This window comes from Haloarcula amylovorans (assembly GCF_004681185.1).
GTDB lineage: Archaea > Halobacteriota > Halobacteria > Halobacteriales > Haloarculaceae > Haloarcula > Haloarcula amylovorans.
Genome location: NZ_SRIF01000001.1, coordinates 1001096 through 1025542 on the forward strand (window position 1 = coordinate 1001096; position 24447 = coordinate 1025542).

The window sequence follows — 24447 nt, forward strand, 5'->3', positions numbered from 1 at the left end:
CGTTATTCCTCCTGTGCCCAGTCGAGCGAGCGCTCGATGGCGTCGTCCCAGCGCCCGTACATCCTGTCGGCCTCGTCGGCATCCATCTCCGGGCTGAACTCGCGGTCGACCTGCCAGTTGTCGCGGAGTTCGTCCACGGTATCCCAGTAGCCGACAGCTAATCCGGCGGCGTAGGCCGACCCGAGCGCGGTCGTCTCGTCGACTTCGGGTCGGGCAATGTCCGTCTGGATGATGTCGGACTGGAGCTGACAGAGGAAGTTGTTCTTGACCGCCCCGCCGTCGACGCGCAGCGCCGTCATCTCGACACCGGAGTCGGCCTCCATGGCTTCGGCGACGTCGCGGGTCTGGTAGGCGATGGACTCCAGCGTCGCGCGAACGATGTGTTCCTTGCGGGTACCCCGAGTCATCCCGACAATCGTCCCGCGCGCACGGCCGTCCCAGTGTGGTGCACCGAGTCCGGTGAACGCCGGGACCATGTAGACCCCGTCCGTCGAATCGACCGAACGAGCGAGTTCGGCCGTCTGTGCGGCGTTGTTGATGAGGTCGACGTCTTCGAGCCATTCGATTGCTGCACCCGTGATGAAGATGGAACCTTCGAGGGCATATTGGACCGGCTCGCCGGACATCTGGAACCCGATGGTCGTCAACAGGCCGTGTTCGGACTCGACGGCCTCGTTTCCGGTGTTCATCAGGTAGAACGACCCTGTGCCGTAGGTGTTCTTGGCGTCACCCTCGTCGAAACAGGTTTGGCCGAACATCGCGGCCTGCTGGTCGCCCAGTGCGCCCGCGACGGGTATCTCCTCGCCGAGGAAGCCGTCGGGATCGGTGTGGCCGTAGTACTCCTCGTCCGAGGACGGCCGAACTTCCGGGAGCATGGACTCGTCGACGCCGAACTCCTCTAAGAGTTCCTCGTCCCACTCCAGATCCCGAATGTTGTAGAGCATCGTCCGGGAAGCGTTGGTGACGTCGGTGATGTGGTTCCCGGTGAGGTTGTAGATGAGCCAGGCGTCGATCGTTCCCATCAGTAGTTCGCCAGCTTGGGCGCGGTCACGGAGGCTCTCGCCGCGGGAACTCTGCATCTTCAGGGGTTCGGCGTTGTCGAGAATCCACTCGGTCTTGGTCGCCGAGAAGTATGCATCCGCCTCCAGCCCCGTCTTCTCGCGAATTTCCTCTACTTTCCCTGCGTCCTGTAGTTCCTCGACGCGGTCGGTGGTCCGACGGTCCTGCCAGACTAAGGCGTTGTGGACGGGTTTTCCGGTCTCCTTGTCCCAGACGACGGTCGTCTCGCGCTGGTTCGTGATGCCCAGTGCTTCGAGTTGGCTCGCGTCGATACCGCCGTCTTCGAGCCCCTGTTCGACGACGTCCTGTGTGTTCTCCCAGATTTCGAGGGGGTCGTGTTCGACCCAGCCGGGTTCCGGATAGATTTGCTCGTGTTTCTCGTAGGCGTTGGCGACGACCTGTCCGCTGTGGTCGAACACCATAAACCGCGTGCCTGTCGTGCCCTGGTCGATCGAAGCGACGTACGTGTCTGTCATTCGTGTGTACTCCATCGGGCAGGCCTTGTTTACTGAAGGCCTCGCCTTGTTGGTAAACAATATAGTGAATCATTATAAAGATTACTGCCGAGTGTCGACCGCGCATAAAAAATTCGCGACGAAGAGTCGGTTCCCACGTTTCGAACGAAGGTAGTAGCCTACGAAGGTGATATAGACAACGATGCAGGCTTCAGAAGCGAATTACAGGCGCGGGGCTGAATCGTCTCGGACGTTCGAATTGGTAGTCTGAACGTCGGTTGGGTCTCGAATGTCTGAGAACGTGGCTCAGTATTTCCCCGGGAGTCGATAACCGACCCTCTCTTTCGAGCTGAAAAACGGGATTCGCCGTTGTGATTTCCGGAACGACGCGTTCGGAGGCAACAATCGGCGTCTGTGGCGGATCGCAGTACCGATGAAGATCGTCGTCGGTTATCCGCGATAGGAGATCGACAGTAACGAACTGATCTCCGTATCGACGATTGGCTTCGAACAGCTCTCATTTCGAACCGTACTGTTCTGTGGGTTCTACCGCCGATTCTTTCCACCTCCGTCGAGTTCATGTGACCTGTGAACGCCCCTCTCTATCACGACTGTCGGCGACGAAATAGTCACGATTACTGATGAAATTTACTGTAGGGAGGGGGTTCAACGGTAAAATAAAGTGCGTGCACATCGAAGACCGATTATAACAGATGGGACCGACACCACACATCGCCGTTATCGGCGGCGGTTCGACCGGCGTGGGCATCGCCCGGGACCTCGCCATGCGCGGCCTCGACGTGACGCTCGTCGAGCAGGGCAACCTCACGCACGGGACGACCGGGCGGATGCACGGCCTCCTCCACAGCGGCGGTCGCTACGCCGTCTCGGACCAGGCCAGCGCGACCGAATGCATCGAAGAGAACCGCGTCCTCCGGGATATCGCCAGTCACTGCGTGGAGATGACCGGCGGGATGTTCGTCAAGCGACCAGAGGACAGCGAGGAGTACTTCCAGGAGAAGCTCTCCGGCTGTGAGGAGTGCGGCATCCCCGCGAAAGTCGTCTCCTGCGACGAGGCCCGGGCGATGGAGCCCCATCTAGCGAAAGACATCGAGAAAGCCATCGTGGTCCCCGACGGGGCCATCGATCCGTTCCGCCTCGTCGTCGCCAACGCCGGCAGCGCACAGGAACACGGCGCACGTATCGAGACCCACTCGAAAGTGACGGACCTCCTCGTCGAGGATGGCGAGGTCGTCGGTCTCGAAGTCGAACACACCTCCGGACCGGGGACGCGCGTTCACGGCGAGAAGGGCGGGACCGAGGAGATTCGCGCCGACTACGTCGTCAACGCGACCGGCGCGTGGGCCGGCCGAATCGGCGACATGGCCGGCCTCGACATCGCGGTTCGCCCCTCGAAGGGCGTCATGACCATCATGAACGTCCGGCAGGTCGATACCGTCATCAACCGCTGTCGGCCCAAGGGCGACGCCGACATCGTCGTCCCCCACGAGACGACGGCCATCCTCGGCACCACTGACGAGGAGGTCGAGGACCCCGAGGACTACCCCGAAGAGCAGTGGGAGGTGGACCTGATGATCGAGACACTCTCGGAACTCATCCCGATGCTCGAAGAAGCCCGCACCATCCGCTCCTTTTGGGGCGTCCGGCCGCTGTACGAACCGCCGGACGTGGGCAGTACGGACCCGACCGACATCACGCGCGATTTCTTCCTCCTGGACCACGAGGAACGCGACGACCTGCCGGGCATGACCAGCATCGTCGGCGGGAAGTTCACCACCTATCGGATGATGGGCGAGCAGATTTCCGACCACGTCTGCGGGAAGTTCGGCATCGACGCCGACTGTCGCACCGCCGAGGAACCACTCCCCGGCAGCGAAGATTTCTCGGTCCTGCGCGACTACATGGACGAGTTCGGTCTCCGGTCGCCCATCGGCCGCCGCAGCGTCGAGCGCCTCGGTTCCCGCGCCGACGAGGTACTCAAGACCGACAGCCCGAATCCGACGGTCTGCGAATGTGAGGGCGTCACTCGCGCAGAGATTCAGGACGCCATCAGCCAGTCGGGGTCGGACTTAAACGCCGTCCGCATCCGCACCCGCGCGTCGATGGGCAACTGTCAGGGCGGCATCTGCTGTCACCGGCTGGCCAGCGAACTCCACCCGGAGTACGGGGAAGGCGTCGTCCGGCGGGCGTGGGATGAACTGCTACAGGAGCGCTGGAAGGGCCAGCGACACGCCCTGTGGGGCCAGCAGCTCTCGCAGGCCATGCTGAACTACGCGCTGCACGCGACGACGCAGAACCGCGACCACGATCCGGCCGGAGGCGATCCCGTGGACTTCGCCGCCTTCGATACGGGCGTCGGCCACGGCGATACCCCGAGCACGGCCGACGTCGCCGCCGACGGAGGGCGAAATGGCGATTGAGTCGGAGGTGCTGGTCGTCGGCGGCGGGCTGGCCGGACTGACGAGCGCGCTCACCGCCGCCCGCGAGGGTGCGGACGTGCGACTGCTCTCCTACAAACAGAGCACGCTCCGGCAGGCCTCCGGGCTGGTCGATCTGCTCGGCTACACGCCCGACGGCGACGGACCGCTGACTGACCCGTATTCGGCAATAGCGGACCTCCCGGAGTCACACCCCTACAGCACCGTCGGCGTCGAGACGGTTCGCGAGGCGATGGCGCTGTTCGACGACGTAACCGACTACGAAGGGGGCCACACCGATACGAACGCGCTCCTGCCGACCCACGGCGGGACGGTCAAACCGACCGCTCGGTACCCACAGAGTGCGGCAGCGGGCCTGGCGAGTGACGACCGGGACGTGCTGCTGGTCGGCATCGAGTCGATGACCGACTTCGACGCGCCCCACGTCGCCGCCCACCTCGAAGCCGCCGGGGTTCCCTTCGACGTACGTGGGGAGACGATTCAGTTCCCAGGCGACCTGCGCGCGGACGCGAAGGTGACGCGCTATGCGAAGCTGCTCGATACCGACAGCGAGGTAGCGGTTCGCGGCCGGAAACGACCGGCACGCGAAGCGCTCGCCCAGCGCGTGAACCCCCTCATCGAGGACGAGGAACGCGTCGGTTTCCCGGCGATTCTCGGCGACGACCACCCCGGGGCGATCCGGCAAGCCCTGAGCGAGCAAATGGGCGTCGACGTCTTCGAAGTCCCGATGGGGCCGCCGTCGCTACCCGGTCTCCGCCTCGAAGACCGACTGTTCGCGGCACTCGACGCGGCTGGCGCGAACATCGAGACTGGGAATCCGGTCGTCGCCTACGAGGGAGACAGGCACGTAGAGCGCGTGTTCGTGGAAAAGAACGGCGCGAAGATACCCTACTCTGCCGAGCAGTTCGTCCTCGCTACGGGCGGCCTCGTCGGGAAGGGCATCGAGTCCGACCGCGAGGGCGTCTCCGAACCCGTTTTCGACTGTCACGTCCCGCACCCCGAGAACCGCTACGACTGGTTCGACACCGAAGTGTTCGGCGACCACCGGTTCGCCGGGTTCGGCGTCGAGACCGACGGGCGGATGCGGCCGCTCGCGGCCGACGGTGACGCGGAGTTCGAGAACGTGCGAGCCGCTGGGAGCGTACTGGGCGGCTACGACTTTGCGGCTGAGAAATCCGGCGGCGGCGTCTCGATTGCGACTGGCTACGCGGCGGGCACGAACGCCGCGGAGGAACTACGATGAGCGACGCAGAATCTCCAGACTTCGACCCTGTTGCACCGAATACGGGCGAGGACTTCGAACCGACCGAAGTGTTCCCCGAGAGCGACGATTTCGACCTCCGACCGGGCGCTGACGCCTGTTACAAGTGCTCGATCTGCGACACGAACTGCCCGGTCGCGGAGGTGGACGACGACTTCCCCGGGCCGAAGTTCCAAGGTCCCGAGCAGTGGCGACTCAAACAGACCGACGACGGCTACGAGATAGACGACTCGGTGATGGACTGCTCGAACTGCATGCGCTGTGACAACGCCTGTCCGTCGGGCGTCCCCCTCTCGCAGATGCACAACACCGCCCGCGGGGAGTACGTCAGCGAGCAGATGGACAAGTTCTCCGTGGAGTACGTCCGCAACCGCATCCTCGCCAACTACCGGACCTCGGCGTGGTTCGCCAGCAAGGTGCCGAAAGTGGCGAACTTCGCCATGAACTTCGGGCCCGCCCGCTGGGTCATGGAGAAGACGATGGGCATCACCAGCGAGCGCGACTTCCCGGAGTTTGCCCAGCAGACGTTCCGCGAGTGGTGGGCCGACCGCGGCGGCGCGAACGCCTCGCGGCGGAACGCTCGACGCGCACGCGAGCGGATGGGCGACCCCGCGGACGCCGAGAAGAAGGTGGCGTACTTCCACGGCTGTTACTCGAATTACAACACGCCCGAGGTCGGCAAGGCGATGGTCCGTGTCTACGAGCGCTTCGGCTACGAGGTGGTCGCCCCCGAACAGAAGTGTTCGGGGACGCCGATGTTCGCAAACGGGATGTTAGACGACGCCCGCCGCCACGCCGAGGTCAACGTCTCCTCGATGTCGGACCTCGTCGAGAAAGGGTACGACGCCATCGCCTCGTGCACCTCCTGTTCGATGGCGCTCCGACAGGAGTACCCCGAACTGTTCGACATCGACGGCATCGAGAAGGTGGCCGCGAACACCTTCGAGGCCGTCGAGTACCTCCGCATCCACGAGGACTTACGTGACGAGATTCGGGAAGCGGACGTCTCGGGCAACCTCGCCCGCGAGTTCGCCTACCACGCGCCGTGTCACGCCCGCAATCAGGGGCTGGACCGGCAGGCCGTCGAACTGTTCCGCGACTTAGAGGGCGTCGGCGTCGAGGACGTCGGCGAGTCCTGTTCGGGCATCTCCGGTACCTACGGCTGGAAAGAGGAGAAGTACGAGAAGTCGATGGCGATCGGCGACGAGATGTTCGACCACATGGAAGACGCCGAAGGGACGACCGGCATGACCGAGTGCCCGACGTGTGCGATGCAGATGGAACACGGCAGCGGCTACGAGATTCGCCACCCGCTGGAGTTGCTAGAGTCGGCACTGGTGACGTAGCGCGAAAGCAGAAAGACGAGTTTTCGGGCGTTACTCGCCGCGGACGAACGTGACCGGGCACGGCGCGTTCAGCATAACTTCCTGTGCCGTAGAGCCGAAGACGGCCTTGCCGGTCGGCGAGCGTTTGCGGCCGCCGACGACGACGAGGTCGGCGCTCTCATCTTCTGCGAGGTCGACGATCTGCTGGCCGTGGTTGCCGACGGCACCGCGGACGCTGTAATCGATGCCGGCGTCGTTGAACCGGTCTTCAAGCTCGCGGACGGTCGTGTGCCGGTCGGCGACTTCGTTCGGGTCGGCCTCGCTGACGGAGGCGAACTCCAGTCGGTCGACGACGTTCTCGTACTCGTCGTCGGTGAAGACGTGAGCGATGACGACGCTGGCCCCCGTAGGACCGGCGATGTCCGTGACGGTCGCGGCGAGTTCGTCGATGCGGTCTTTGTCGTTCGGTCCGACTGCGAGGAGAATTCTCTCTAGTGCCATAGCGGCCCTGCACGGGGCTCGAAAGTAAAGGCTTCGGTGACTACTACGCCTGTTGTAACGGGACGCCGTACCAAACGAGCGCCAGAGCCGGCGTTATCCCGTGTTCTTCATGCCAGCCGCGACCCCTTGCACCGTCAGGCGGAGTGTCCGCTTTTCGGTCTCGGTGAGGTGTGACTGTGCCAGCAGGCGGACCTGCAGAAGGTTCAGTGGGTCCACGTACGGGTTCCGTCGTTCGAGGTTCTCTTCGAGCCAGTCGCGCGATAGCAGGCCGTCCCGGCCGCCGATTTCGAGGACGAGGTCGACCGTCTCGCGGTACTCTTCCTCGATACGCGGGAAGATGCGCTCGCGCAGGTCGTCGTCTGCGAGGTCGGCATATTCTTTCGCGATGTCCATGTCCGTGCGGGCGAGCGCCAGTGACGCGTTGTCGAGCTTCGTCTGGAAGAACGGCCACTCCTCGTACATCTGCTTCAGCGTCTCGATGTCGCCACCGTCGTCTAAGTAGGCGTTCAGCCCGGTAGCGATGGAGTACCAGCCCGGGATGATACAGCGGGCCTGCGTCCACGAGAACACCCATGGGATCGCGCGCAGGTCGTCGACGCTGCGGTCCTCACTACGGGAGGCCGGTCGCGACCCCATGTTGAGGTTCTCGATGACGGTGATGGGCGTCGCCTGCTCGAAGTACTCGACGAAGCCGTCCGTCTCCAGCAGGTCTTGATACTCTTTACGAGCGGCGTCGGCGGCCGTCTCCATCGCCTCGGACCACTCGTCGGGAATCTCCTCGACGGGTTCGTGCATCGAGTTGTGACGGGCACGGACCTGCGCGTTGAGCATCTGTTCGAGGTTGCGCTCTGCGATGTCGTGGTTGGCGTACTTCTCGGCGATGGCCTCGCCCTGCTCGGTGAACTTGATCTGACCGGTCACCGTCTCGTTGGGCAGGGCCAGCATCGCATCGTTCATCGGGCCGCCGCCGCGGGAGATCGAGCCGCCGCGGCCGTGGAACAGACGCATCTCCACGTCGTAGTCGTCGGTGATGTTCGCCAGTCGCTTCTGATTGTTGTATAGCGACCAGTTGGCGGCCAAAAAGCCGTTCTCCTTGTTGGAGTCGGAGTACCCGAGCATTATCTCCTGAATGCCCTCGCGGGCGTCCAGCGCCTTCGAGTAGGCGTCGTTGTCGAACAGCGTCCCCATGATACGCCGGGCACCGGAGAGAGCGTACTCCGATTCCAGCAGCGGGACGATGTCCAGGCCGCAGTAGCCCGGCAGGTCCACGATGCCGACCTGATCGGCCAAGAAGAGGACTTCCAGCACGTGACTGGACTCCTCACACCAGCTGATCGCGTAGGTGTCGATGGCGTCGATGCCGAACTCGTTCTGCCAGTCGGCGGTCTTGCGGAAGCGGCGGAAGACGCGAGTCGAGTCGTCCGAGAGTCCCTCGGTGTCCTCCATGTCGACGATGGGTTCGTCCTGCAGGATAGCCTCGGTGAGGAATTCGACGCGTTCGTCCTCGTCCATCTCGGCGTAGTCGATGCCCTGTCGGTCGACGGCCTCGGCGATGGCGTCGGTGTGCATCTTCCGGTGGTCACGGAGGTCGAGGCTGGCGAGCGCGAAGCCGAACGTGTCGACCTTCCGAATCAGCGGGTCGACGTGCGCTTCAGCGACGACTTCCGCCTCGTTCTCGCGGAGGCTCTCGGCGATGGTCCGGAGGTCCTTGAGTAGCTCTCCCGACCCGTCGTAGCCGCCCTGCCGGACGTCGCTGACCCGGAGGACAGACTCGCGCATCAGCTTGAGCTTCTGGCGGTACGGTTCGTCGGGGTAGCGCTCCTCGGCCTCGCTCGCGACGCCGGGGAGTCGGGTCTTGTGCTCGCTCAGGCGTTCGTCGAAGGCGGCGTCGGTCGTGATGTTCGAAGCGTCCTGGCTGAGCACGCCGGAGAGCTCCTTGAGCTTGTCGCGGTACAGCGGCAGGATGGTGTCACGCTGGCGTTCGAGCGTCTCCTCGGTGACCTCCGGCGTGACGAAGGGATTGCCGTCGCGGTCGGAGCCGGCCCACGAGCGGAACTCGTACAGTTTGGGGACGTCGATATCCTCGGCGTACTCCTCGTCCAGCGCGTGTTCGAGTTCGTCGTACACCTCGTCGATGACCTCGAAGAGGACGTTCTCTAGGTACCACTGGACGTTGAGCGCCTCGTCGGTGACCTCGGGGCGGCGGTCACGAACCTGTGGCGTCTGCCAGAGGCTCGTGACTTCGGCCGCGAGGTCGCGTTCGACGGTGTCCTCCTCGCGGTCGGTGAGTCGGACCTCGTCGAGCGTTTCGAGGTCGTTCGCGACCGCACGGAGCTTCGCCTTCACCGTCTTTCGTCGGGCTTCGGTCGGGTGAGCAGTGAACGTCGGCTGGATGAGCACGTCGTTGAGGACCTGCTCGACCTCCTCCGCGTCGGCGTCGCGGTCCGAGAGCCGCTTGACGGCGTCGAGGACGCTGTCCTCTAAGACCCCTTCCTGACTGCCCTCGCGGATCTCGCGGACGCGTTCGCGCTCCTCTGCGAGGTTGATGAGTTCGAAGTACGTCGTGAACGCTCGCGCGACGATGTCCTCCATCTCGGGATTCAAGCGGTCGAGCGTCTGCCCCACACCGTCCCGGGTGTCTGCGTCGCCACGCCGATACTCGATGGAGGACGTCCGAATGTCTTCGACAATTTCGAACGCTTCCGTCGACGATTGCGTCTCCACGATCTCGCCGAGGAGCTCGCCTAACTCCCGCACGTCCTGACTTATCTCTCTGGCGTGCAAAGTCATACCAGTCTCTCCCAAGGGGAAGCCTAAAACACTATTGAAACGGCGTAGCACGGCGGCGGCAACGTCTGTGGTAATTCGTGATAGAATGCGGTGCGAGGGCGGTAAGCACGTCGAGATCGACGACGGTTCGTGACACCATACCGAACTGTTTCCGGCGGGTAGTTCGGGACGATATTATGCCTTCGTGGGAAGAATAATTTATCATTATGGAGATATCATCTTCGGTAGCGTGGACAGCCCATGATAGACATCGCCATGGACATGGAGCAGTACGACTGTCCGTTCATCGATACGACGGCAGACCATGGTGTCGCGTTCGCGGCGGTCCACTGGGACTTCGACACCGCCAAGCGGGAGCTAGAGACGCGGATGGTCGTCGAAGCCGACGACCGGGAAGTACTCGACCACGGGCTCTCGACGTTGCAGGACCACCCGAACATGAACGACGTCTCGCTATTGCGCCGGCAGGACGACGCCGCCCACATCCGGACGGTCATGGTCGAGACGACGGCCATGGAGACGATCCGGGACAACGGCGGGTACATCACCGGCCCGTTCCATATCGAGGCGGGTAGCGAAGTGTGGCACGTCGGGTTCGACCGGGGCCGAGACGCCGACGATACGCTCTCGGAACTCGATCGGGACAACGAGTTCGACGTCATCGAACGCTCGCCGGCCAGTCTGCCGGAGCTACAGGACGTGGCGCACAATGCAGGTGCAGCGATGACGCTCATCGAGGGCTGTCGCGACCTCTCGGAGACGGAACGTGAGACGCTCGAAGAGGCCGTCTCCTCTGGGTACTTCCAGAGCCCGCGCGACGCGACGCTCGGGACGCTGGCGGAGGAGTTCGGCGTCTCGAAACCCGCCGTCTCGAAGAACCTCCGTCGAGGCGAGCGCAAGATGATCGAGCGCGTCGTCGACGCGCTCGACGACATAGATTCCTGACCCGCTTCTCGGCGTTAACATGTGAACGCGACACACTATGGTAATCGTTCGTGTACTTACATCTGTATGCGAGACCACATCACACGACGGCGCGTACTCGGTGCGCTCGGTGTCGGCATCTCCGGCCTCAGCGGTTGCGTAAACGAGGACGGAAGCAGCGACGGCGGCGATGGCGGCAACGGCGGTGACGGGGGCGGCGGAACTTCCAACATGACAAGCGACGGCACCTCGACGGGCGGGTCGGACAGCGCACAATCGATCAGTATCGGCGTGCTCCAGCCACTCTCAGGGGACCTCTCGTACTACGGAAAGCAGTCGCTGTGGGGGTTCCTCTCGGGGCTCTCGTACAAGGCAGATCAGGCCCCGCCGAAGCAATCAAGCACGGGTGAACTGTCGATGACCGTTGGTGACGTAGAATACACCCTCTACGTCCGCGATACCGAGTTCTCGGCGGACACTGCACAGACGGCCGCGACGAACCTCGTCAGCAATCAGGACGTAGATATGCTCTTTGGCTGTTCCTCCTCCGGGGCGGCCGGACGGGTCATCGGCAACGTCGTCAGTCAGGCAAGCGTCCCGATGATGGTCGGGCCGGCGGCGTCGGCGGGCATCACGTCCAACAGCGAGACGTGTTCGGACCTCGTCTATCGCGCCAGCGAGACCACCGCGATGGACGCCCGTTCCGGCGGGAAGTACGTCGCCAACGAGACGGACGTCTCGAAGGTGTACCTCTTCGGTGCGGACTACTCCTTCGGGCGCGCGGTGGTGAACAACTACAAGGCTGTCCTCCAGCAGGAGGGCGTCGAAATCCTCGACACCCGCTTCGTCGAACGGGGATACGAGGAGTGGGAGGGCCTGCTCGACAACGCCGAAGAGGCCGGGGCGGAGGGCGTCGTCGGCGGCTTTACCGTTGCGACGCTCCCGCTGATGTTCAACGCCTTCCTCTCGGGAGACTACTCGTTCCGCGTCTTCGGCGGGTTCGCCACGCGAATCACCAACAGCGTCGTCGGCGGAACGCTCCAGAACGTCCTCGGCGAACCGCTGACCAAGGAGAAAATTCGGAACGCGCGGCTCGGGCCGTTCACCACTCGATACCACTGGAACCAGTACGACAACGAGATTAACTCTACCTTCGTGGATAGGTACACCGAGACCTACGGTGTCGTCCCGGACCTCTTCACCTCGGGGACGTTCACGGGTGCGTCGGCTATCCATCAGGCCATCACCGAGGGCGGTTCGGCGGCGGGTACGGACATCGCCGACGCCCTCAAAGGGATGACCGTCACGGATACGCCGAAAGGCGAGGGCGGGTACACCTTCCAGGAGTACAACAATCAGGCCCGCTCTGCGATGACCGTCGCCGACCCGATCCCGACCACCGACGAGTGGGCGGACAACTGGGGCGCGGCCATCATGCCGAGCGAACCGCTCGCCCGTATCGAGGGGAGCGAGGCCACGATTCCGAAAGACAGCGACCAGATGGGTTGCTCGCTGTAACATGCTCAGAACGCGGGGACTGACCAAGGATTTCGGCGGACTGACGGCCGTCGACAGCGTCGACTTCGAATTGGGCACCGAGCTTTGCTCGCTCATCGGTCCCAACGGAGCCGGGAAGACGACGTTCTTCAACCTCCTGACCGGCGTGTTGGAACCGACCGCGGGCAGCGTCTCGCTCCGCCGCGGCGAGTCGTGGGCGGACATCACCGACGCCTCGCCTCACGAGACGGCCCAGCAGGGCATCCACCGGTCGTATCAGGTGACGAATGTCTTCCCCGAGCGCACGGTCTTAGAGAACGTCCGCGTGGCCGAACAGGCCGCGGGCGACGATTCGATGACGGTCTGGCGCAACGTCGACCACTTCGGGGGCTACACCGAGCGCGCGTACGCACGACTCGACCGGGTCGGACTGGCAGATCGGGCCGAGGACCCGGCGAGCACGCTTAGCCACGGAGCCAAGCGGAAGCTCGAAGTGGCCATCGCGCTGGCCGGCGACCCGTCGGTACTCCTTTTGGACGAACCGAACGCGGGCGTCTCCTCCGAGAGCGTCGACGAAGTGCGCGAACTCATCCAGGACGTGGCCGACGACCACGCCGTCCTGCTGGTCGAACACAACATGGACATCGTGATGGACGTCTCCGACCGCGTCGTCGTCCTGCATCAGGGCGCGGTCATCGCCGACGGGCCACCCGAGGACGTGCGGGCGAACCCGGACGTGCAGTCGGCGTATCTCGGCGGCTACGAGCCCGGGACGCTCGACGAGACGAACGGCGACACGACGAACGGCGAATCGACTGACTCGGGAGGTGTCGCGTGACGCTTCTCGAACTCGACGGCGTCCACGCCTACTACGGCGACAGCCACATCCTCGAGGGCGTGGACCTCTCCGTCTCGTCGGGAGAAGTCGTCGCGCTCGTGGGACGCAACGGCGTCGGCAAGACGACGACGCTCCGTTCTATCCTCCAGTTGACGCCGCCGCGCGAGGGCGAGATTCGGTTCCGCGGCGATTCACTCGTGGGTCTCGAAACGCACGAAGTCGCCCGCCGCGGCCTCGGCTGGATTCCCGAGGACCGGCGCATCTTCTCGCAGTTGACCGTCGAGGAGAACCTGCGGGCGGCCATCCCTGACGCCGACAGCGTTCAGGAGGGGCTGGGACTTGCCTTCGAGTCGTTCCCCATCCTCGAAGAGCGGCGCGGGCAGGACGCGGGCACCCTCTCTGGCGGCCAACAGCAGATGCTCGCCATCGCCCGCGGCCTCGTCGGCGAAAACGAACTACTGCTCGTAGACGAACCGAGCGAGGGCCTCGCACCGCAGATTGTCGCCGACGTGGGCGAGGCGCTAGCCCGTGCCGCCGAGGACACGACTGTCCTGCTAGTCGAACAGAACCTCCCGCTGGCGTTAGACCTCGCCGATCGGTTCTACATCGTGGACAACGGCCGGGTCGTCGACGACGGCGACACCGACGCGGTGTCGGCGGACGACGAGCGCTTCAGGAGGTATCTCTCGGCATGATACTCGAAGCGCTCGCGGACTTCCTGACGCTCTCGGAATTCGGGAGCGTCCTCGTCGAGGGACTGGCGAAGGCGTCGCTGTACGTCATGATCGCCAGCGGACTGACGCTCATCTTCGGCCTGATGGGCGTGTTGAACTTCGCGCACGGGTCGCTGACGATGGTCGGCGCGTATCTGGGCGGGTTGATCATGGTCGTCACCGTCACGCAGACGACCGGAACGGTCGGCCGTCTCGCGCTGTTCTTCGTCGCCATCGTCGCCGTCTTCGGCGCGCTCTCCCTGCTGGGCGGGGCCATCGAGACGCAGGTGATTCGACCGCTGTACGACAGACCACCGATATACCAGATACTGCTGACGTTCGGACTGACGCTGGTCATCGACGAACTCGTCCGCATCGTGCTGGGAATCTACGGGATGCAACCGCTGTCGAAGTGGAACGCGGCGCTGGCGACGAAGCCACAGCTCCTGCGCGAACCGGCGACGCTTGGCCCCATCGAGGTTCGGTGGCTGGCCGTCTTCGAGATACTGCTGGGCGTGCTCGCAGTCGCGCTCATCTGGGGCTTCCTCACACGGACGCGCTACGGGCTCTACATCCGGGCCGGGAGCGAGGACGCCGAGATGGCCTCGGCACTCGGCATCGACGTGCGGCGCGTGTTCACCGTCGTCTTCGCGCTCGGCGTCGGCCTCGCGGGTGCGGCCGGCACGCTCCTGATGTGGGACGTCTCCTGGGGTGCGAGCGTCCCGCTGGCGGCCCAGACGCTGCTGCCGGCGTTCATCGTCGTCATCGTCGGCGGACTGGGGACGTTCCGGGGTACTGTCGCCGCCTCACTGGTCGTCGGGATGACCGACTCGGTGATGACGTGGTGGTTCCAGAACTACATCCGCTTCACCGGCCTCCCCGAGCTAGTGCTGTTCCTCGTGCTGGTCGTGACGCTCATCGTCCGGCCCCAGGGCCTCTTCGGCGTCGAGGAGGTGGGCGGCCATTAGCACCGACACCGAGACCCAGTCCGCCGCCGCGACTGGGACCGACTGGCCGGTAGACTATCTCCGGGCGCACGTCCCCCACCTCGCGGTCGTCCTCGCGCTGCTGGTCTACCCGTCAATCTATCACTTCCTCGTCAACTCCGCGGTGAGCTACGAGGCGACGATGCTGTTGCCCACCGTCGAGACGATGACCTCGGTGCTGTACTTCGGCCTGTTCGCCATGTCGTTCGACTTTATCAGCGGCTATACCGGCTACCTCTCGTTCGGTCACGCCGCGTTCTACGGCACCGGCGCGTACACGGTCATCCTCATCGCCAACGACGCAGTCCCCTTGCTCGGCTCGGGGACACCGTTCATGGTGTCCCTGCTCGTGGCGGGGCTGCTCGCGGTAGTTCTCGCCATCCTCGTCGGACTCGTCTCCTTCCGCCTCTCGGGCGTCTACTTCGCGATGATTACCCTCGGATTCGCACAGGTGCTGTACGTCTTCGTCCGCGGGTGGGACTACGTGGCGACGAACCCGCGGGACGGCCCCTCCGTCGGGTCGACCCACTCCGCCGGGTTCGAGATCGGTATCCCTGGCATCGACCAGTTGAACCTCGCTATCGGCATCCTCACCGGCGACGAGGTGTCGCTGCTGGGCCAGACGCTCGGCAGCACCGCCGTCTCCTACTACATGGTCGGCCTCGTGGTGCTGGTCTGTTACTTCGCCATGCAACGCATCGTCCACTCCCCGTTCGGACAGGTGATGCTCGCCATCCGCGAGAACGAGGAACGGGCCGTCGCCATCGGCTACAACACCTACCTGTACAAACTGGCGGCGTTCGCCATCAGCGGCTTCTTCGCTGGCGTCGCCGGCGGCCTGTTCGCGGGGTTCCGCCGCTCCGCGAGCCCGGAGAACGCCTTCTACTTCCTGACGACGGGCGACGCCCTGTTAGCGAGTATCATCGGCGGCTTCGGCACGCTCGCCGGGCCACTGTTCGGCCGCCTGTTCGACGAGACGATTCGGGAGTTCCTCTCGACGTCCGGACAGGGCGGCGGACTCCTCCCGTACCTCCGCGCGCTCCTGGGCGAGGAGACGCTCGGGACCCCCGTCGTGGGAGACATGACCTTCGGCGGCCTCATCGACACGCTGCTGAACGGTCACGCCGCCCTCTACGTCGGCCTCGTGTTCGTCCTGTTCGTCCTCTACGTGCCCGACGGTCTGCTGGGGACGATTCGCCAGCGGGCCGGCGGGAAGCTCGCGGTGGTTTCGGCCAACACCCTCGGTTCGGACCCGAGTCCCGACCCCCCGGCCGACGACGCCGGAGGTGACGAGCAGTGACCGTTCACATCACCGGCCTCGGCACCTACCTTCCCGACGTGGTGCTCACCGGTGCGGACATCGCGGAACGAACCGACATCCCCGAGGAGGTAGTCGTCGAGAAGATGGGCGTCGAGCGGAAACACGTCTGTCCGCCCGACGAGGACCACCCCGCGGAGATGTGCGTCGCCGCCGCCGAGGACGCCCTCGCTGACGCGGCCCTCCGTCCCGACGAACTCGACAGCGTGCGCTACCACGGCAGCGAGTTCAAGGACTACGTCGTCTGGAACGCCGCCGCCGCCGTCGCCGACACTCTCGGCGCGGACAGCGCGTCGGCCACCGAGAGCTACGCGCTCTGTGCCGGCCTCCCCGTCGCGGTGCGGGAGGCGAAGGCCCTCGTCGAGAGCGACGCGGGCCTCGACAAGATTCTCCTCGTCGCCGCCAGCCGCGAGGAGGACCTCGTGGACTACGACGACCCCGACACCTCCTTCATGTTCAACTTCGGGAGCGGCGCGACGGCGCTGGTCTTGGAAGCCGACGCGCCCGACCGCGCCCTCGCTCGCGTCCGCGCGAGCGCCTCGCTGACCGACGGCAGTTTCAGCGAGGACGTGATCATGCCCGCGGGCGGCACTCGTCGGCCGCCGTCCCACGACACGGTGGCGAACGACGAACACACCCTCCGCGTCCCCGACCACAAGCGGATGAAGCGCCGACTCGGTGAGGTCAGCCTGCCGAACTTCAGGGAGGTGGCCGACGACGCGCTCTCCCGCTCCGGCTACGGCCGCGCCGACGTGGACTTCGCCGCCATCACCCACATGAAGCGGTCGTTCCACGAGGTACTTTGCGACGACTTCGACCTCGGCCCGGACGACCACCTGTATCTCGACGAGTACGGCCACGTCCAGAGCTGTGACCAGGGGCTGGCCCTCGACGCCGTCAGGGAGGACTTATCGCCAGACGACGTGGTCCTCTGTCTCGCAGCCGGAACCGGCTACACCTGGGCGGCGTCGGTGCTGGAGTGGGGCACGGCGTAGCCCGTACTGTCGGTTCATCAGGACGTTCACATGGTAACGTCCCCCTTGAAGGGCGTTCCGAGAGTACGATAGTTCATGCCAGATGCACACAACGACGGTGTCCGTCTCGCCTACGAACGCGAGGGACCGGACGACGCCGAGACAGTGGTGTTCGTCGAGGGGTTGGGCTACGGCCGCTGGATGTGGCGGTGGCAGCGCCGCGCCGTCGCCGACGACTACGACACGATTCTGTGGGACAATCGCGGAACCGGCGAGTCGAGCGAGCCCGAGGGGCCGTACACCGTCGAACAGATGGCCAGCGACCTCGCAGAGGTCTTAGACGACGCGGGCGTGGATTCGGCCCACGTCGTCGGCGCGAGCATGGGTGGGATGATCGCCCAGCAGTTCGCCCTCGACGACGACCGCGTGGCGTCGCTGACGCTCATGTGTACCTCACCCGGCGGTCCCGAGGAGGTGCCGACCCCGGAGACGACGGTCCAGCGGATGTACGGCGAACCGGGGGACATGGACGAACGGGAGGCGATACGCTACAAGATGGCCCCCGCGTTAACCGACGAGTTCGCCGAGGAGAACGAGGACCTCCTCTCCCGCATCGTCGACTGGCGACTCGACAGCGACGCCAGCGACCGGGCTCGACAGTGGCAGGGGGCCGCCGTCGAGGACTTCGACGTCCACGACCGCCTCGGCGAGATTCAGATCCCCGCCCTCGTCCTCCACGGCACCGCCGACCGTGTCGTCCCCATCCAGAACGGTGAACTGCTCGCCGAGGGCCTGCCCGACGCCGAGTTCGTCTCCCTCGAAGGTGGTCCGCACCTCATCTTCGTCGAGCGCCGCGACGAGGTGAACCGTCTGCTCACGGAGTTCTTAGAGGATGTCTGAGTTTGCCGCGGGACCGCAAGCGTGGGTCGGCGCGTGGAGCGAGAAGCGTGCGTCGCTGACGCCCGACCGGGAGGGCCTCGTGGACGCGACGACTGGCGAGCGATTTACCTACGCCGAACTCGACCGTCGAGCGAACCGGACGGCGCGACTGCTGCGCGAGTACGGCGTCGCCGACGGCGGTCGGGTCGCCGTCGTCTCGCGCAACCGCCCGGCCGTCGTGGACTGCTTTTTCGCCACGGGGAAGACCGGTGGCGTCCTCGCGCCGCTCTCCCATCGCCTCGCGCCGCCGGAACTGGGCGAACTGCTCGAACGCGTCGACCCCGGACTGCTCGTCGTCGAAACGCCGTTCCTCGCGGACGTGCGCGAGGCGCTCGACGAGACGGACGACCTCGAGACGACGCTGCTGGTCGTCGAAGCGACCGACTCAGACGACGATAGAACGGACGATATTTCGACCTACGCCGACGCGCTCCCCGAGGACGACTCGCCGGTCGAGACGGCGACGCTCTCACCCGAAGACCCGCACCTCTTGCTCCACACCGGCGGGTCGACGGGGACGCCGAAGGAGACGGTCATCACCCATCGCGGCGTCGTCTGGAACTCCGTGAACACGATTACGGCGTGGGGCCTGCGCGACGACGACGTGACGCCGATGGTGTTCCCGATGTTTCACACCGGCGGCTGGAACGTCATCACGGTCCCACTCTGGCACATGGGCGGCACCGTCGTCGTCGCCCGTGAGTTCGACCCCAGCGACCTCCTGTGGGTCATCGAGGAGGAGGGCGGGTCGGTCCTCGTCGCGGTCCCCGCCGTGTTGCGGATGATGACCGACCACGAGGCGTGGGAGTCGACGGACCTCTCGACGCTTCGCTTCGCCAAGTCCGGCGGCGGCCCCTGCCGACAGTCGGTGATGGAGGCGTGGTGGGACCGCGACGTGGAACTCTCACAGGGCTACGGCCTCACCGAGTGCGGCCCGAACAACTTCGCCATGCCGGAGGGGTGGCCCCGCGAGCGCGCCGACGCCGTCGGCGTCCCGGCGATGCACGTCGACGCACGAGTCGTAGATGGGGGAGACAAAGTCCAACAGGGCGCGGTCGGCGAGCTCGAACTCCGCTCGCCACACGCCGCCGCCGGCTACCTCGACAACCCCGAGGAGACCGAAGCCACCTTCGGCGGCGGGTGGGTGGCCACCGGCGACCTCGCGCGTGTGGACGAGGACGGCTACTTCCACATCGAGGGGCGCAAGAAGCACATGTTCGTCAGCGGCGGCGAGAACGTCTATCCCGCGGAAGTCGAGGACGCTATCGCCGGCCACGATGCCGTCTCTGAGGTCGTGGTCGTTCCGGTTCCCGACGAGCAGTGGGGACAGGTCGGCAAAGCCGTCGTCGAACTCGCGCCTGGCGCGGCGTCGCTGTCGCTCGACGACCTTCGGGCGTACCTTGACGACCGACTCGCCCGGTTCAAACACCCGCAGCACCTCGCGTTCGTCGAGGCATTGCCGACCAGCGGCCCGGACAAGATCGACCGACAGGCCGTCACCGAGCGGTTCGGGGAGTAGCGCGGCGGGCGGTTGGAGTGGGTCGTCAAGCGACGCCGCTTCCAGCCGCGAATAGCACGCTCGTCCAGCCGAAGGTCAACATGCCAGCTAGCAGTATAGACCACGACGCCGCTCTAACCGGCGCGGCGAGTATGTAGCCAACCGGTCGGGTAGTTCGCGGCAGTTCGGCGGCGGTCGCAAAGAGCGTCTGCGTGTCGGTATCGCTCGGAAACGACGTGAACCCGAAGGCGACACCCAGCCATAGAAAGGGCCAACCGAGCGGTCCGGTGACAGCGTTCGCCACGGCGAAACAGGCGAGCGCGAACAGGGAGTTCACGACGAACGGGGCGACGGCGATGGCGAAGTCAGGACCGAACGCCGACACCGGCTCGTGTTCCAACACGGCGTCGTCGGCCATCGGTCGCATCGCCGGTGGCCCGAGCACCCTGACGCCGGTCAGTTTGCAGGCGGCGTAGTGAGCGTACTCGTGGGTGACGATGCCCGGCCCGACTGCAATCGTGACCAACAGGTTGGAGAGCGAGTTCAGGGCGGCAGTCGACACGTGCCGACGTTGAGAGGGCGGAAATATGTGGCTATCGGAGCGCTCCGCGAGCGTCGGTACTAGTCGGCCGGTTCGACGTCGGTTATCTCGAAGCGCGCGCCGCCCGCGTCGCTCTCGTCGATGGCGATCACCCACCCGTGGGCCGCGACGATGCGCTGGACGATTGCGAGACCGAATCCGGTTCCATCCGACGCGTTCGAGTAACCGCTCTCGAAGACCCGTTCGCGTTCTACCGGAGGGATGCCGTCGCCGTCGTCCTCGACGTAGAACCCCCGTCCGTTGTCGAGGACGCCGACGGTCACGGAGACGGCGCGGTCGTTGTGTTCCACGCTATTTCTGAACAGGTTCTCGACCAGTTGCTTGAACTGGCTCTCGTTTGCACGGATACTGCCCCCGCGTCCGACGTGGAGCGACGCCTCGCCGGTGGCTACGTTTCGCCAGCACGCCTCGGCTATGGTCTCGACTTCGACCACGTCGACTTCGTCGACGCGCTCGCTCAGTCGGGCGAGCGAGAGCACGTCTTCGACGAGTTGCTCCATGCGCGAGAGGGCCTGCTGGCTCCGCTCGAAATGTTCGGCGTCGCCTGTCTCCTCGGCCAGTTCTAGCGACCCTTCGAGGACGCTGAGCGGGTTCCGCAGGTCGTGGCTCACGACGTTCGCGAACTCCGCCAACCGTTCGTTCTGTCTCGTCAGTTCGCGTTCCCGTTCGCGCAGGAGCGATTCGCGGTCCACTCGCTGGAGCGCCGCCGTGACCGTCGAGGCCAGGATGTCGACGAGCGCGTGGTCAGTCTCGTCGAACGCGTTCGGGTCCCTCGACGAGACAATGAACACGCCGTGGTCCGAAATCGGATAGACGATCGCGCTGCCGGCCGGCGTGTTCCCGGCTAACCGCTCGTGTTCGGTGCAGTCGTCCACGTAGCGCGGTGTCTGCTGGTCGAAGGCCTCCCAGACGACCGAGTCGACCGGGTCGCCGCTGTCGCGTTCGTACCCCGGAAGCGTCTCGAACGTCGATTCGAGACTGTTGGTCTGCGTGAGCAACGTCAGCCGTCGCCCGTCATCGCTCAGCTCGTGAAATCCGCTGAGTTCCGCGCCGAGTACGTCGTCCGCGATATCGACGGCGACCGCCGCCGTCTCCTCGACGGACTGGGTCGTCATCAGCGCCTGGGTGCGGCGCTGTAGCTGTTCGAGACGCTTTCGGTGGGATTTCCGTTCGGTGATGTCCCGAACGACACAGATGATCGACCCGTCGTCGAGTTGGGTCAGCGACACCTCCTGTGTGAACGACTCGCCGTTGCGCCGCTGGCCCGTCGCTTCCCCGAGCCACTCGCCGTCGGCGGCCAGTTTCGGCATGACGTCGCGCTCGAACCGCGTTATCTCCGACTGACCGTAGCACATCCGCCAACTCTCGCCGAGGAGCGCTTCGGGCGAATCGTAGCCGTACACGTCGGCGTGGGCCTGATTGACGAAGGCGTACTCGCTGTTCTCGTCTAAGATGGCCATCCCGTCTGTCGCCGATTCGATGGCGGCCGATCGCGCCTCTAACTGTCGTTGGCGCTCTTGCTGGTCGGTGATGTCGTGGCTGGTGACGAGAAATCGGTCCTCGCCCTCGTCGCGGAGGCGACGCAGGTGTACCTCGACGGGGAACGTAGAGCCGTCACGCCGTCGGAGCTCGCTCTGTAGTTCGTGGCGCTCCCCGGGTTCCAGCGTCGACCAGATTTCCCGGGCTCTCTCGGCTGGAATCTGGTCGTCGATCTCCCAGACCTTCTTACTGACTAACTCCTCGACCGAGTACCCCAACTTCTCACAGAGCATCGGGTTGGCGTCGACGATGGTCCCCGTCTCGTCGTGGATACCTATCATGTCCGGCGAGTTCTCGAAAAGTCCTTCGAGGCGCACCGTCGTCCGTTCGAGGTCGGTTCGCGCCTGCTGTGCGTATAGCGCATGGGCGACGTCGTCACCGAGTTCCGCGAGCAGGTCTGTCTCGACCTCGTCGAAGGCCCGCGGTCGGTCGGCGTAGACGACGAGGACGCCGTGACGCTCCGAGTCGTAGGTCAGCGGAATTCCAGCGACCGACCGGAAGCCGTACTCCAGGGCGGCCTCGCGCCACGGCGTGAAATCCGGGTCCGCACTGATGTCTTGCGTGACGGCGAATCGCTGTTCGCGGAGCGCGGTCCCGGCCGGTCCCACTCCGGTATCGGTCTCGTCGGCTGTGACCCGGATATCGTCGAGATACGCGCCGTCGCCGGCCCAACCACTGGGCTCGATAAGTTCCGTTTCGGCGTCTCGATGGCCAATCCACGCGAACTGGTACGGGTCGGCGTCACTGATGAGTTCACAGACCTGCGTCTCGATGTCCGCACAGGACCCGGACCGAACTAGTGCCCTGTTGACCTCCCGAACGACGGTACTGATGCGCTCTTGTTCGGCGGCGCGACGGGTCGAGCGGTACGTCTCGACGGCGTTTCGGATTCGATTCGAGAGCAACGCGTACTGTTCGGTGCTGCTCTGTTTCTGCAAGTAGTCGGTCGCTCCCCGAATAATCGCCTCGCTCGCCACCTCCTCTGAACCCTTCCCCGTGAACAGAATAAACGGCAAATCAGGCTGCTCTTCGCGGACGGCGTCGAGCAGTTCCAGCCCGTCCATTTCGGGCATCTCGAAGTCCGAGACGACGCAGTCTACCGGTTCCGTGTCCAGTGTCGCCAACCCGTCACTTGCGGATGTCGCGGTTCGGACGCGGAGACGGTCGTCCTCCTGTTCGAGGAACTCGGCCGCTAACTCCACGAACGTCGGGTCGTCGTCGACCTGGAGGACGCTGATCGTCTCACCCATGCACGCTCATTCTCTGGAACCAACAAGAATCTGCCGTCGCGTTACAACACGTGATAATCACAACCCGCCATCCTCCCGAGCGAGGCCTGAACGGTGCTGTATTCGATTGCTCGGCGTGAAAAAACGGCGCGAATTCCGTCGGTCGGTTACGCTTCGTCAAACGCCGCCGGACAAACCGCGTCCGGCGAGCACGACGAAGCTCCGTTTCACTACGCTTCGTCGAACGATGCCGAGCAAAGCCCGGCAGGTTCGACGCATCGTTTTACTCCTCGTCGAAGAGGGTATCGCCGTCGACCATGTGCTCTTCGACGGCGTCCATGTCGAGCGTGATGCCGAGACCCGGTTCTTCCGGAATTTCGATGTAGCCGTCCTCGATGACGGTCTCCTCGACGAGGTCGTCCCACCAGCCGAGTTCGTAGGAATGGTACTCGACGGCCAGCGAGTTGGGGATGGCTGCGCCGACGTGGGCACTCGCCATCGTGGCGACCGGCGAGGAGACGTTGTGCATCGCTACCGGGATGTAGTACTGGTTGGCCACGTCAGCGACCTTCCGCGTCTCGCGCATGCCGCCGACCTTCGGCATGTCGGGCGCGATGATGTCGACCGCCTGGTTCTCGATGAGGCGGCGCTCTTCGGTTACGCGGTAGCGGTTCTCACCGACCGTGATTGGCGTGTTTGTGGACTTCGTGACCTCTTCCTGCACTTCGAGGTTCTCCGGGGGAACAGGGTCTTCGAGCCACCAGACGTCGTACTCCTCGATAGCGTCGGCCAGTCGCTTGCCCGAGCCACCGGAGAACGTCCAGTGACAGTCGAAGGCGACGTCGGCCTCGTCTTTGACTTCCTCGGTGACCTTCTCGACGATCTCGGCTTTGTGGCGGATCTCGCCCGGACGGAGGTGACGGTTCGCGCGGTCCTTCTCCAGCCCCGAGGGGACGTCGAGGTCGAACTTCAGGGCGTCGTAGCCCAGTTCGTCGACGACGCGGCGGGCCTCCTCGGCGCAGGCATCGGCGTCGGCCTCCTCCTCGGTGTGACAGTCACAGTAGACGCGCATCTCGTCGCGGTACTTCCCACCAAGCAACTGGTAGGCCGGTACTTCGAGAATCTTTCCGGCTAGGTCGTGCAGCGCGACTTCGATGCCCGCAATCGCGGTGACGGTGACGCCTTCGACGCTCCCCTCGCCGGACATCTTCTGGACGAGGTGTTCGTAGAGGCGGTCGATGTCGAGCGGGTTCTCGCCCACCACGAACGGCTTCATGCGCTCGATGAGTTCCGGGACGCCAGCGCCCCAGTAGGCCTCACCAGTGCCGACGATACCGGCATCGGTGTAGATGCGGACGAGCGTCCACGGGAAGTTCCCGTCGACCATCGTCGTCTGAACGTCGGTGATTTCGACGTCGCGGCCGCCACCGCGCTTTGCGGTGACGCCCATCGTCTCCGAGGAGAGTTCTCGCATCGTGTACTCGGCGTTGGGGTCGTGCAAGTCAGCGTAGTCTACGTCGTTCGCCAGTCCCATGAGGGGG

The 24447-nt window shown here is 64.8% G+C and carries 18 protein-coding genes; 12 read left to right on the forward strand and 6 right to left on the reverse strand.

Features of this window, described 5'->3' with window-relative positions; genetic code table 11:
* Positions 1-2 precede the first annotated feature (2 nt).
* A complete protein-coding gene (glpK, locus tag E4S61_RS05100; RefSeq protein ID WP_135302808.1) occupies positions 3-1535 on the reverse strand; it encodes a glycerol kinase GlpK in 1533 nt (510 codons plus the stop codon).
* A gap of 692 nt (positions 1536-2227) precedes the next feature.
* Between glpK and glpA the strand changes: the two genes are divergently transcribed.
* The 3 genes from glpA to E4S61_RS05115 are packed head-to-tail and all read left to right on the forward strand — an operon-like array spanning position 2228 to position 6580.
* Positions 2228-3955 (forward strand): anaerobic glycerol-3-phosphate dehydrogenase subunit GlpA, encoded by a 1728-nt coding sequence (gene glpA / locus E4S61_RS05105; protein ID WP_135302809.1) that lies wholly within the window; start codon positions 2228-2230, stop codon positions 3953-3955.
* Entirely contained in the window at positions 3945-5216 is a 1272-nt protein-coding gene (gene glpB, locus E4S61_RS05110) for a glycerol-3-phosphate dehydrogenase subunit GlpB (RefSeq protein WP_135302810.1), read from the forward strand. The genes glpA and glpB overlap by 11 nt, the downstream gene beginning before the upstream one ends.
* Complete coding sequence (locus E4S61_RS05115; RefSeq protein WP_135302811.1) at positions 5213-6580, forward strand: anaerobic glycerol-3-phosphate dehydrogenase subunit C; 1368 nt, start codon at positions 5213-5215, stop codon at positions 6578-6580. Before glpB ends, E4S61_RS05115 begins: the two co-directional genes overlap by 4 nt.
* 30 nt (positions 6581-6610) lie before the next feature.
* Here the strand turns inward: E4S61_RS05115 and E4S61_RS05120 are convergent, their stop codons facing one another.
* Complete coding sequence (locus E4S61_RS05120) at positions 6611-7060, reverse strand: universal stress protein (protein WP_135302812.1); 450 nt, start codon at positions 7058-7060, stop codon at positions 6611-6613.
* Positions 7061-7153: 93 nt separating this feature from the next.
* The gene (ppc, locus tag E4S61_RS05125; RefSeq protein WP_135302813.1) at positions 7154-9850 is read right to left on the reverse strand and encodes a phosphoenolpyruvate carboxylase; all 2697 of its coding nucleotides are present in this window, start codon (positions 9848-9850) and stop codon (positions 7154-7156) included.
* Positions 9851-10090: 240 nt separating this feature from the next.
* On the opposite strand from ppc, the gene E4S61_RS05130 reads away from it, so the two are divergent.
* The 9 genes from E4S61_RS05130 to E4S61_RS05170 all read left to right on the forward strand — a co-directional run bounded on the left by E4S61_RS05130 (position 10091) and on the right by E4S61_RS05170 (position 19558).
* Complete coding sequence (locus E4S61_RS05130) at positions 10091-10795, forward strand: helix-turn-helix domain-containing protein (protein WP_135302814.1); 705 nt, start codon at positions 10091-10093, stop codon at positions 10793-10795.
* Positions 10796-10861: 66 nt separating this feature from the next.
* On the forward strand, positions 10862-12292 hold the full coding sequence (locus tag E4S61_RS05135; RefSeq protein WP_135302815.1) for an ABC transporter substrate-binding protein: 1431 nt from the start codon (positions 10862-10864) through the stop codon (positions 12290-12292).
* Between the two features lies 1 nt (position 12293).
* Positions 12294-13109, forward strand: a complete 816-nt coding sequence (locus E4S61_RS05140) for an ABC transporter ATP-binding protein (RefSeq protein WP_135302816.1) — start codon at positions 12294-12296, stop codon at positions 13107-13109.
* Positions 13106-13804: an ABC transporter ATP-binding protein gene (locus E4S61_RS05145; RefSeq protein WP_135302817.1), complete on the forward strand. Its 699-nt coding sequence runs from the start codon at positions 13106-13108 to the stop codon at positions 13802-13804. Before E4S61_RS05140 ends, E4S61_RS05145 begins: the two co-directional genes overlap by 4 nt.
* Positions 13801-14790, forward strand: a complete 990-nt coding sequence (locus E4S61_RS05150; protein ID WP_135302818.1) for a branched-chain amino acid ABC transporter permease — start codon at positions 13801-13803, stop codon at positions 14788-14790. Before E4S61_RS05145 ends, E4S61_RS05150 begins: the two co-directional genes overlap by 4 nt.
* 115 nt (positions 14791-14905) lie before the next feature.
* Positions 14906-16108, forward strand: a complete 1203-nt coding sequence (locus E4S61_RS05155; protein WP_135302819.1) for a branched-chain amino acid ABC transporter permease — start codon at positions 14906-14908, stop codon at positions 16106-16108.
* Entirely contained in the window at positions 16105-17121 is a 1017-nt protein-coding gene (locus tag E4S61_RS05160) for a 3-oxoacyl-ACP synthase (RefSeq protein WP_135302820.1), read from the forward strand. The genes E4S61_RS05155 and E4S61_RS05160 overlap by 4 nt, the downstream gene beginning before the upstream one ends.
* Positions 17122-17196: 75 nt before the next feature.
* On the forward strand, positions 17197-18000 hold the full coding sequence (locus E4S61_RS05165) for an alpha/beta fold hydrolase (RefSeq protein WP_135302821.1): 804 nt from the start codon (positions 17197-17199) through the stop codon (positions 17998-18000).
* Entirely contained in the window at positions 17993-19558 is a 1566-nt protein-coding gene (locus tag E4S61_RS05170) for an AMP-binding protein (protein ID WP_135302822.1), read from the forward strand. The genes E4S61_RS05165 and E4S61_RS05170 overlap by 8 nt, the downstream gene beginning before the upstream one ends.
* A gap of 25 nt (positions 19559-19583) precedes the next feature.
* Here E4S61_RS05170 and E4S61_RS05175 read toward each other — a convergent pair whose 3' ends face one another.
* The 3 genes from E4S61_RS05175 to E4S61_RS05185 form a co-directional block, all read right to left on the reverse strand.
* A complete protein-coding gene (locus E4S61_RS05175; RefSeq protein ID WP_135302823.1) occupies positions 19584-20099 on the reverse strand; it encodes a hypothetical protein in 516 nt (171 codons plus the stop codon).
* Between the two features lie 59 nt (positions 20100-20158).
* Positions 20159-22927, reverse strand: coding sequence for a PAS domain S-box protein (locus E4S61_RS05180; RefSeq protein WP_135302824.1), 2769 nt, complete (start codon positions 22925-22927; stop codon positions 20159-20161).
* Positions 22928-23189: 262 nt separating this feature from the next.
* A complete protein-coding gene (locus E4S61_RS05185; RefSeq protein ID WP_135302825.1) occupies positions 23190-24440 on the reverse strand; it encodes a mandelate racemase/muconate lactonizing enzyme family protein in 1251 nt (416 codons plus the stop codon).
* Between the last annotated feature and the right edge of the window lie 7 nt (positions 24441-24447).

What these genes read in the sequence shown, in the direction of transcription:
- glpK (WP_135302808.1), bottom strand. Translation starts at nt 1,535, where the DNA reads ATGACAGACACGTACGTCGCTTCGATCGACCAGGGCACGACAGGCACG.
- E4S61_RS05185 (WP_135302825.1), bottom strand. Translation starts at nt 24,440, where the DNA reads ATGGGACTGGCGAACGACGTAGACTACGCTGACTTGCACGACCCCAAC.
- E4S61_RS05140 (WP_135302816.1), top strand. Translation starts at nt 12,294, where the DNA reads ATGCTCAGAACGCGGGGACTGACCAAGGATTTCGGCGGACTGACGGCC.
- E4S61_RS05165 (WP_135302821.1), top strand. Translation starts at nt 17,197, where the DNA reads ATGCCAGATGCACACAACGACGGTGTCCGTCTCGCCTACGAACGCGAG.
- E4S61_RS05170 (WP_135302822.1), top strand. Translation starts at nt 17,993, where the DNA reads ATGTCTGAGTTTGCCGCGGGACCGCAAGCGTGGGTCGGCGCGTGGAGC.
- E4S61_RS05115 (WP_135302811.1), top strand. Translation starts at nt 5,213, where the DNA reads ATGAGCGACGCAGAATCTCCAGACTTCGACCCTGTTGCACCGAATACG.
- E4S61_RS05120 (WP_135302812.1), bottom strand. Translation starts at nt 7,060, where the DNA reads ATGGCACTAGAGAGAATTCTCCTCGCAGTCGGACCGAACGACAAAGAC.
- E4S61_RS05180 (WP_135302824.1), bottom strand. Translation starts at nt 22,927, where the DNA reads ATGGGTGAGACGATCAGCGTCCTCCAGGTCGACGACGACCCGACGTTC.
- E4S61_RS05135 (WP_135302815.1), top strand. Translation starts at nt 10,862, where the DNA reads ATGCGAGACCACATCACACGACGGCGCGTACTCGGTGCGCTCGGTGTC.
- E4S61_RS05150 (WP_135302818.1), top strand. Translation starts at nt 13,801, where the DNA reads ATGATACTCGAAGCGCTCGCGGACTTCCTGACGCTCTCGGAATTCGGG.
- glpB (WP_135302810.1), top strand. Translation starts at nt 3,945, where the DNA reads ATGGCGATTGAGTCGGAGGTGCTGGTCGTCGGCGGCGGGCTGGCCGGA.
- ppc (WP_135302813.1), bottom strand. Translation starts at nt 9,850, where the DNA reads ATGACTTTGCACGCCAGAGAGATAAGTCAGGACGTGCGGGAGTTAGGC.
- glpA (WP_135302809.1), top strand. Translation starts at nt 2,228, where the DNA reads ATGGGACCGACACCACACATCGCCGTTATCGGCGGCGGTTCGACCGGC.
- E4S61_RS05130 (WP_135302814.1), top strand. Translation starts at nt 10,091, where the DNA reads ATGATAGACATCGCCATGGACATGGAGCAGTACGACTGTCCGTTCATC.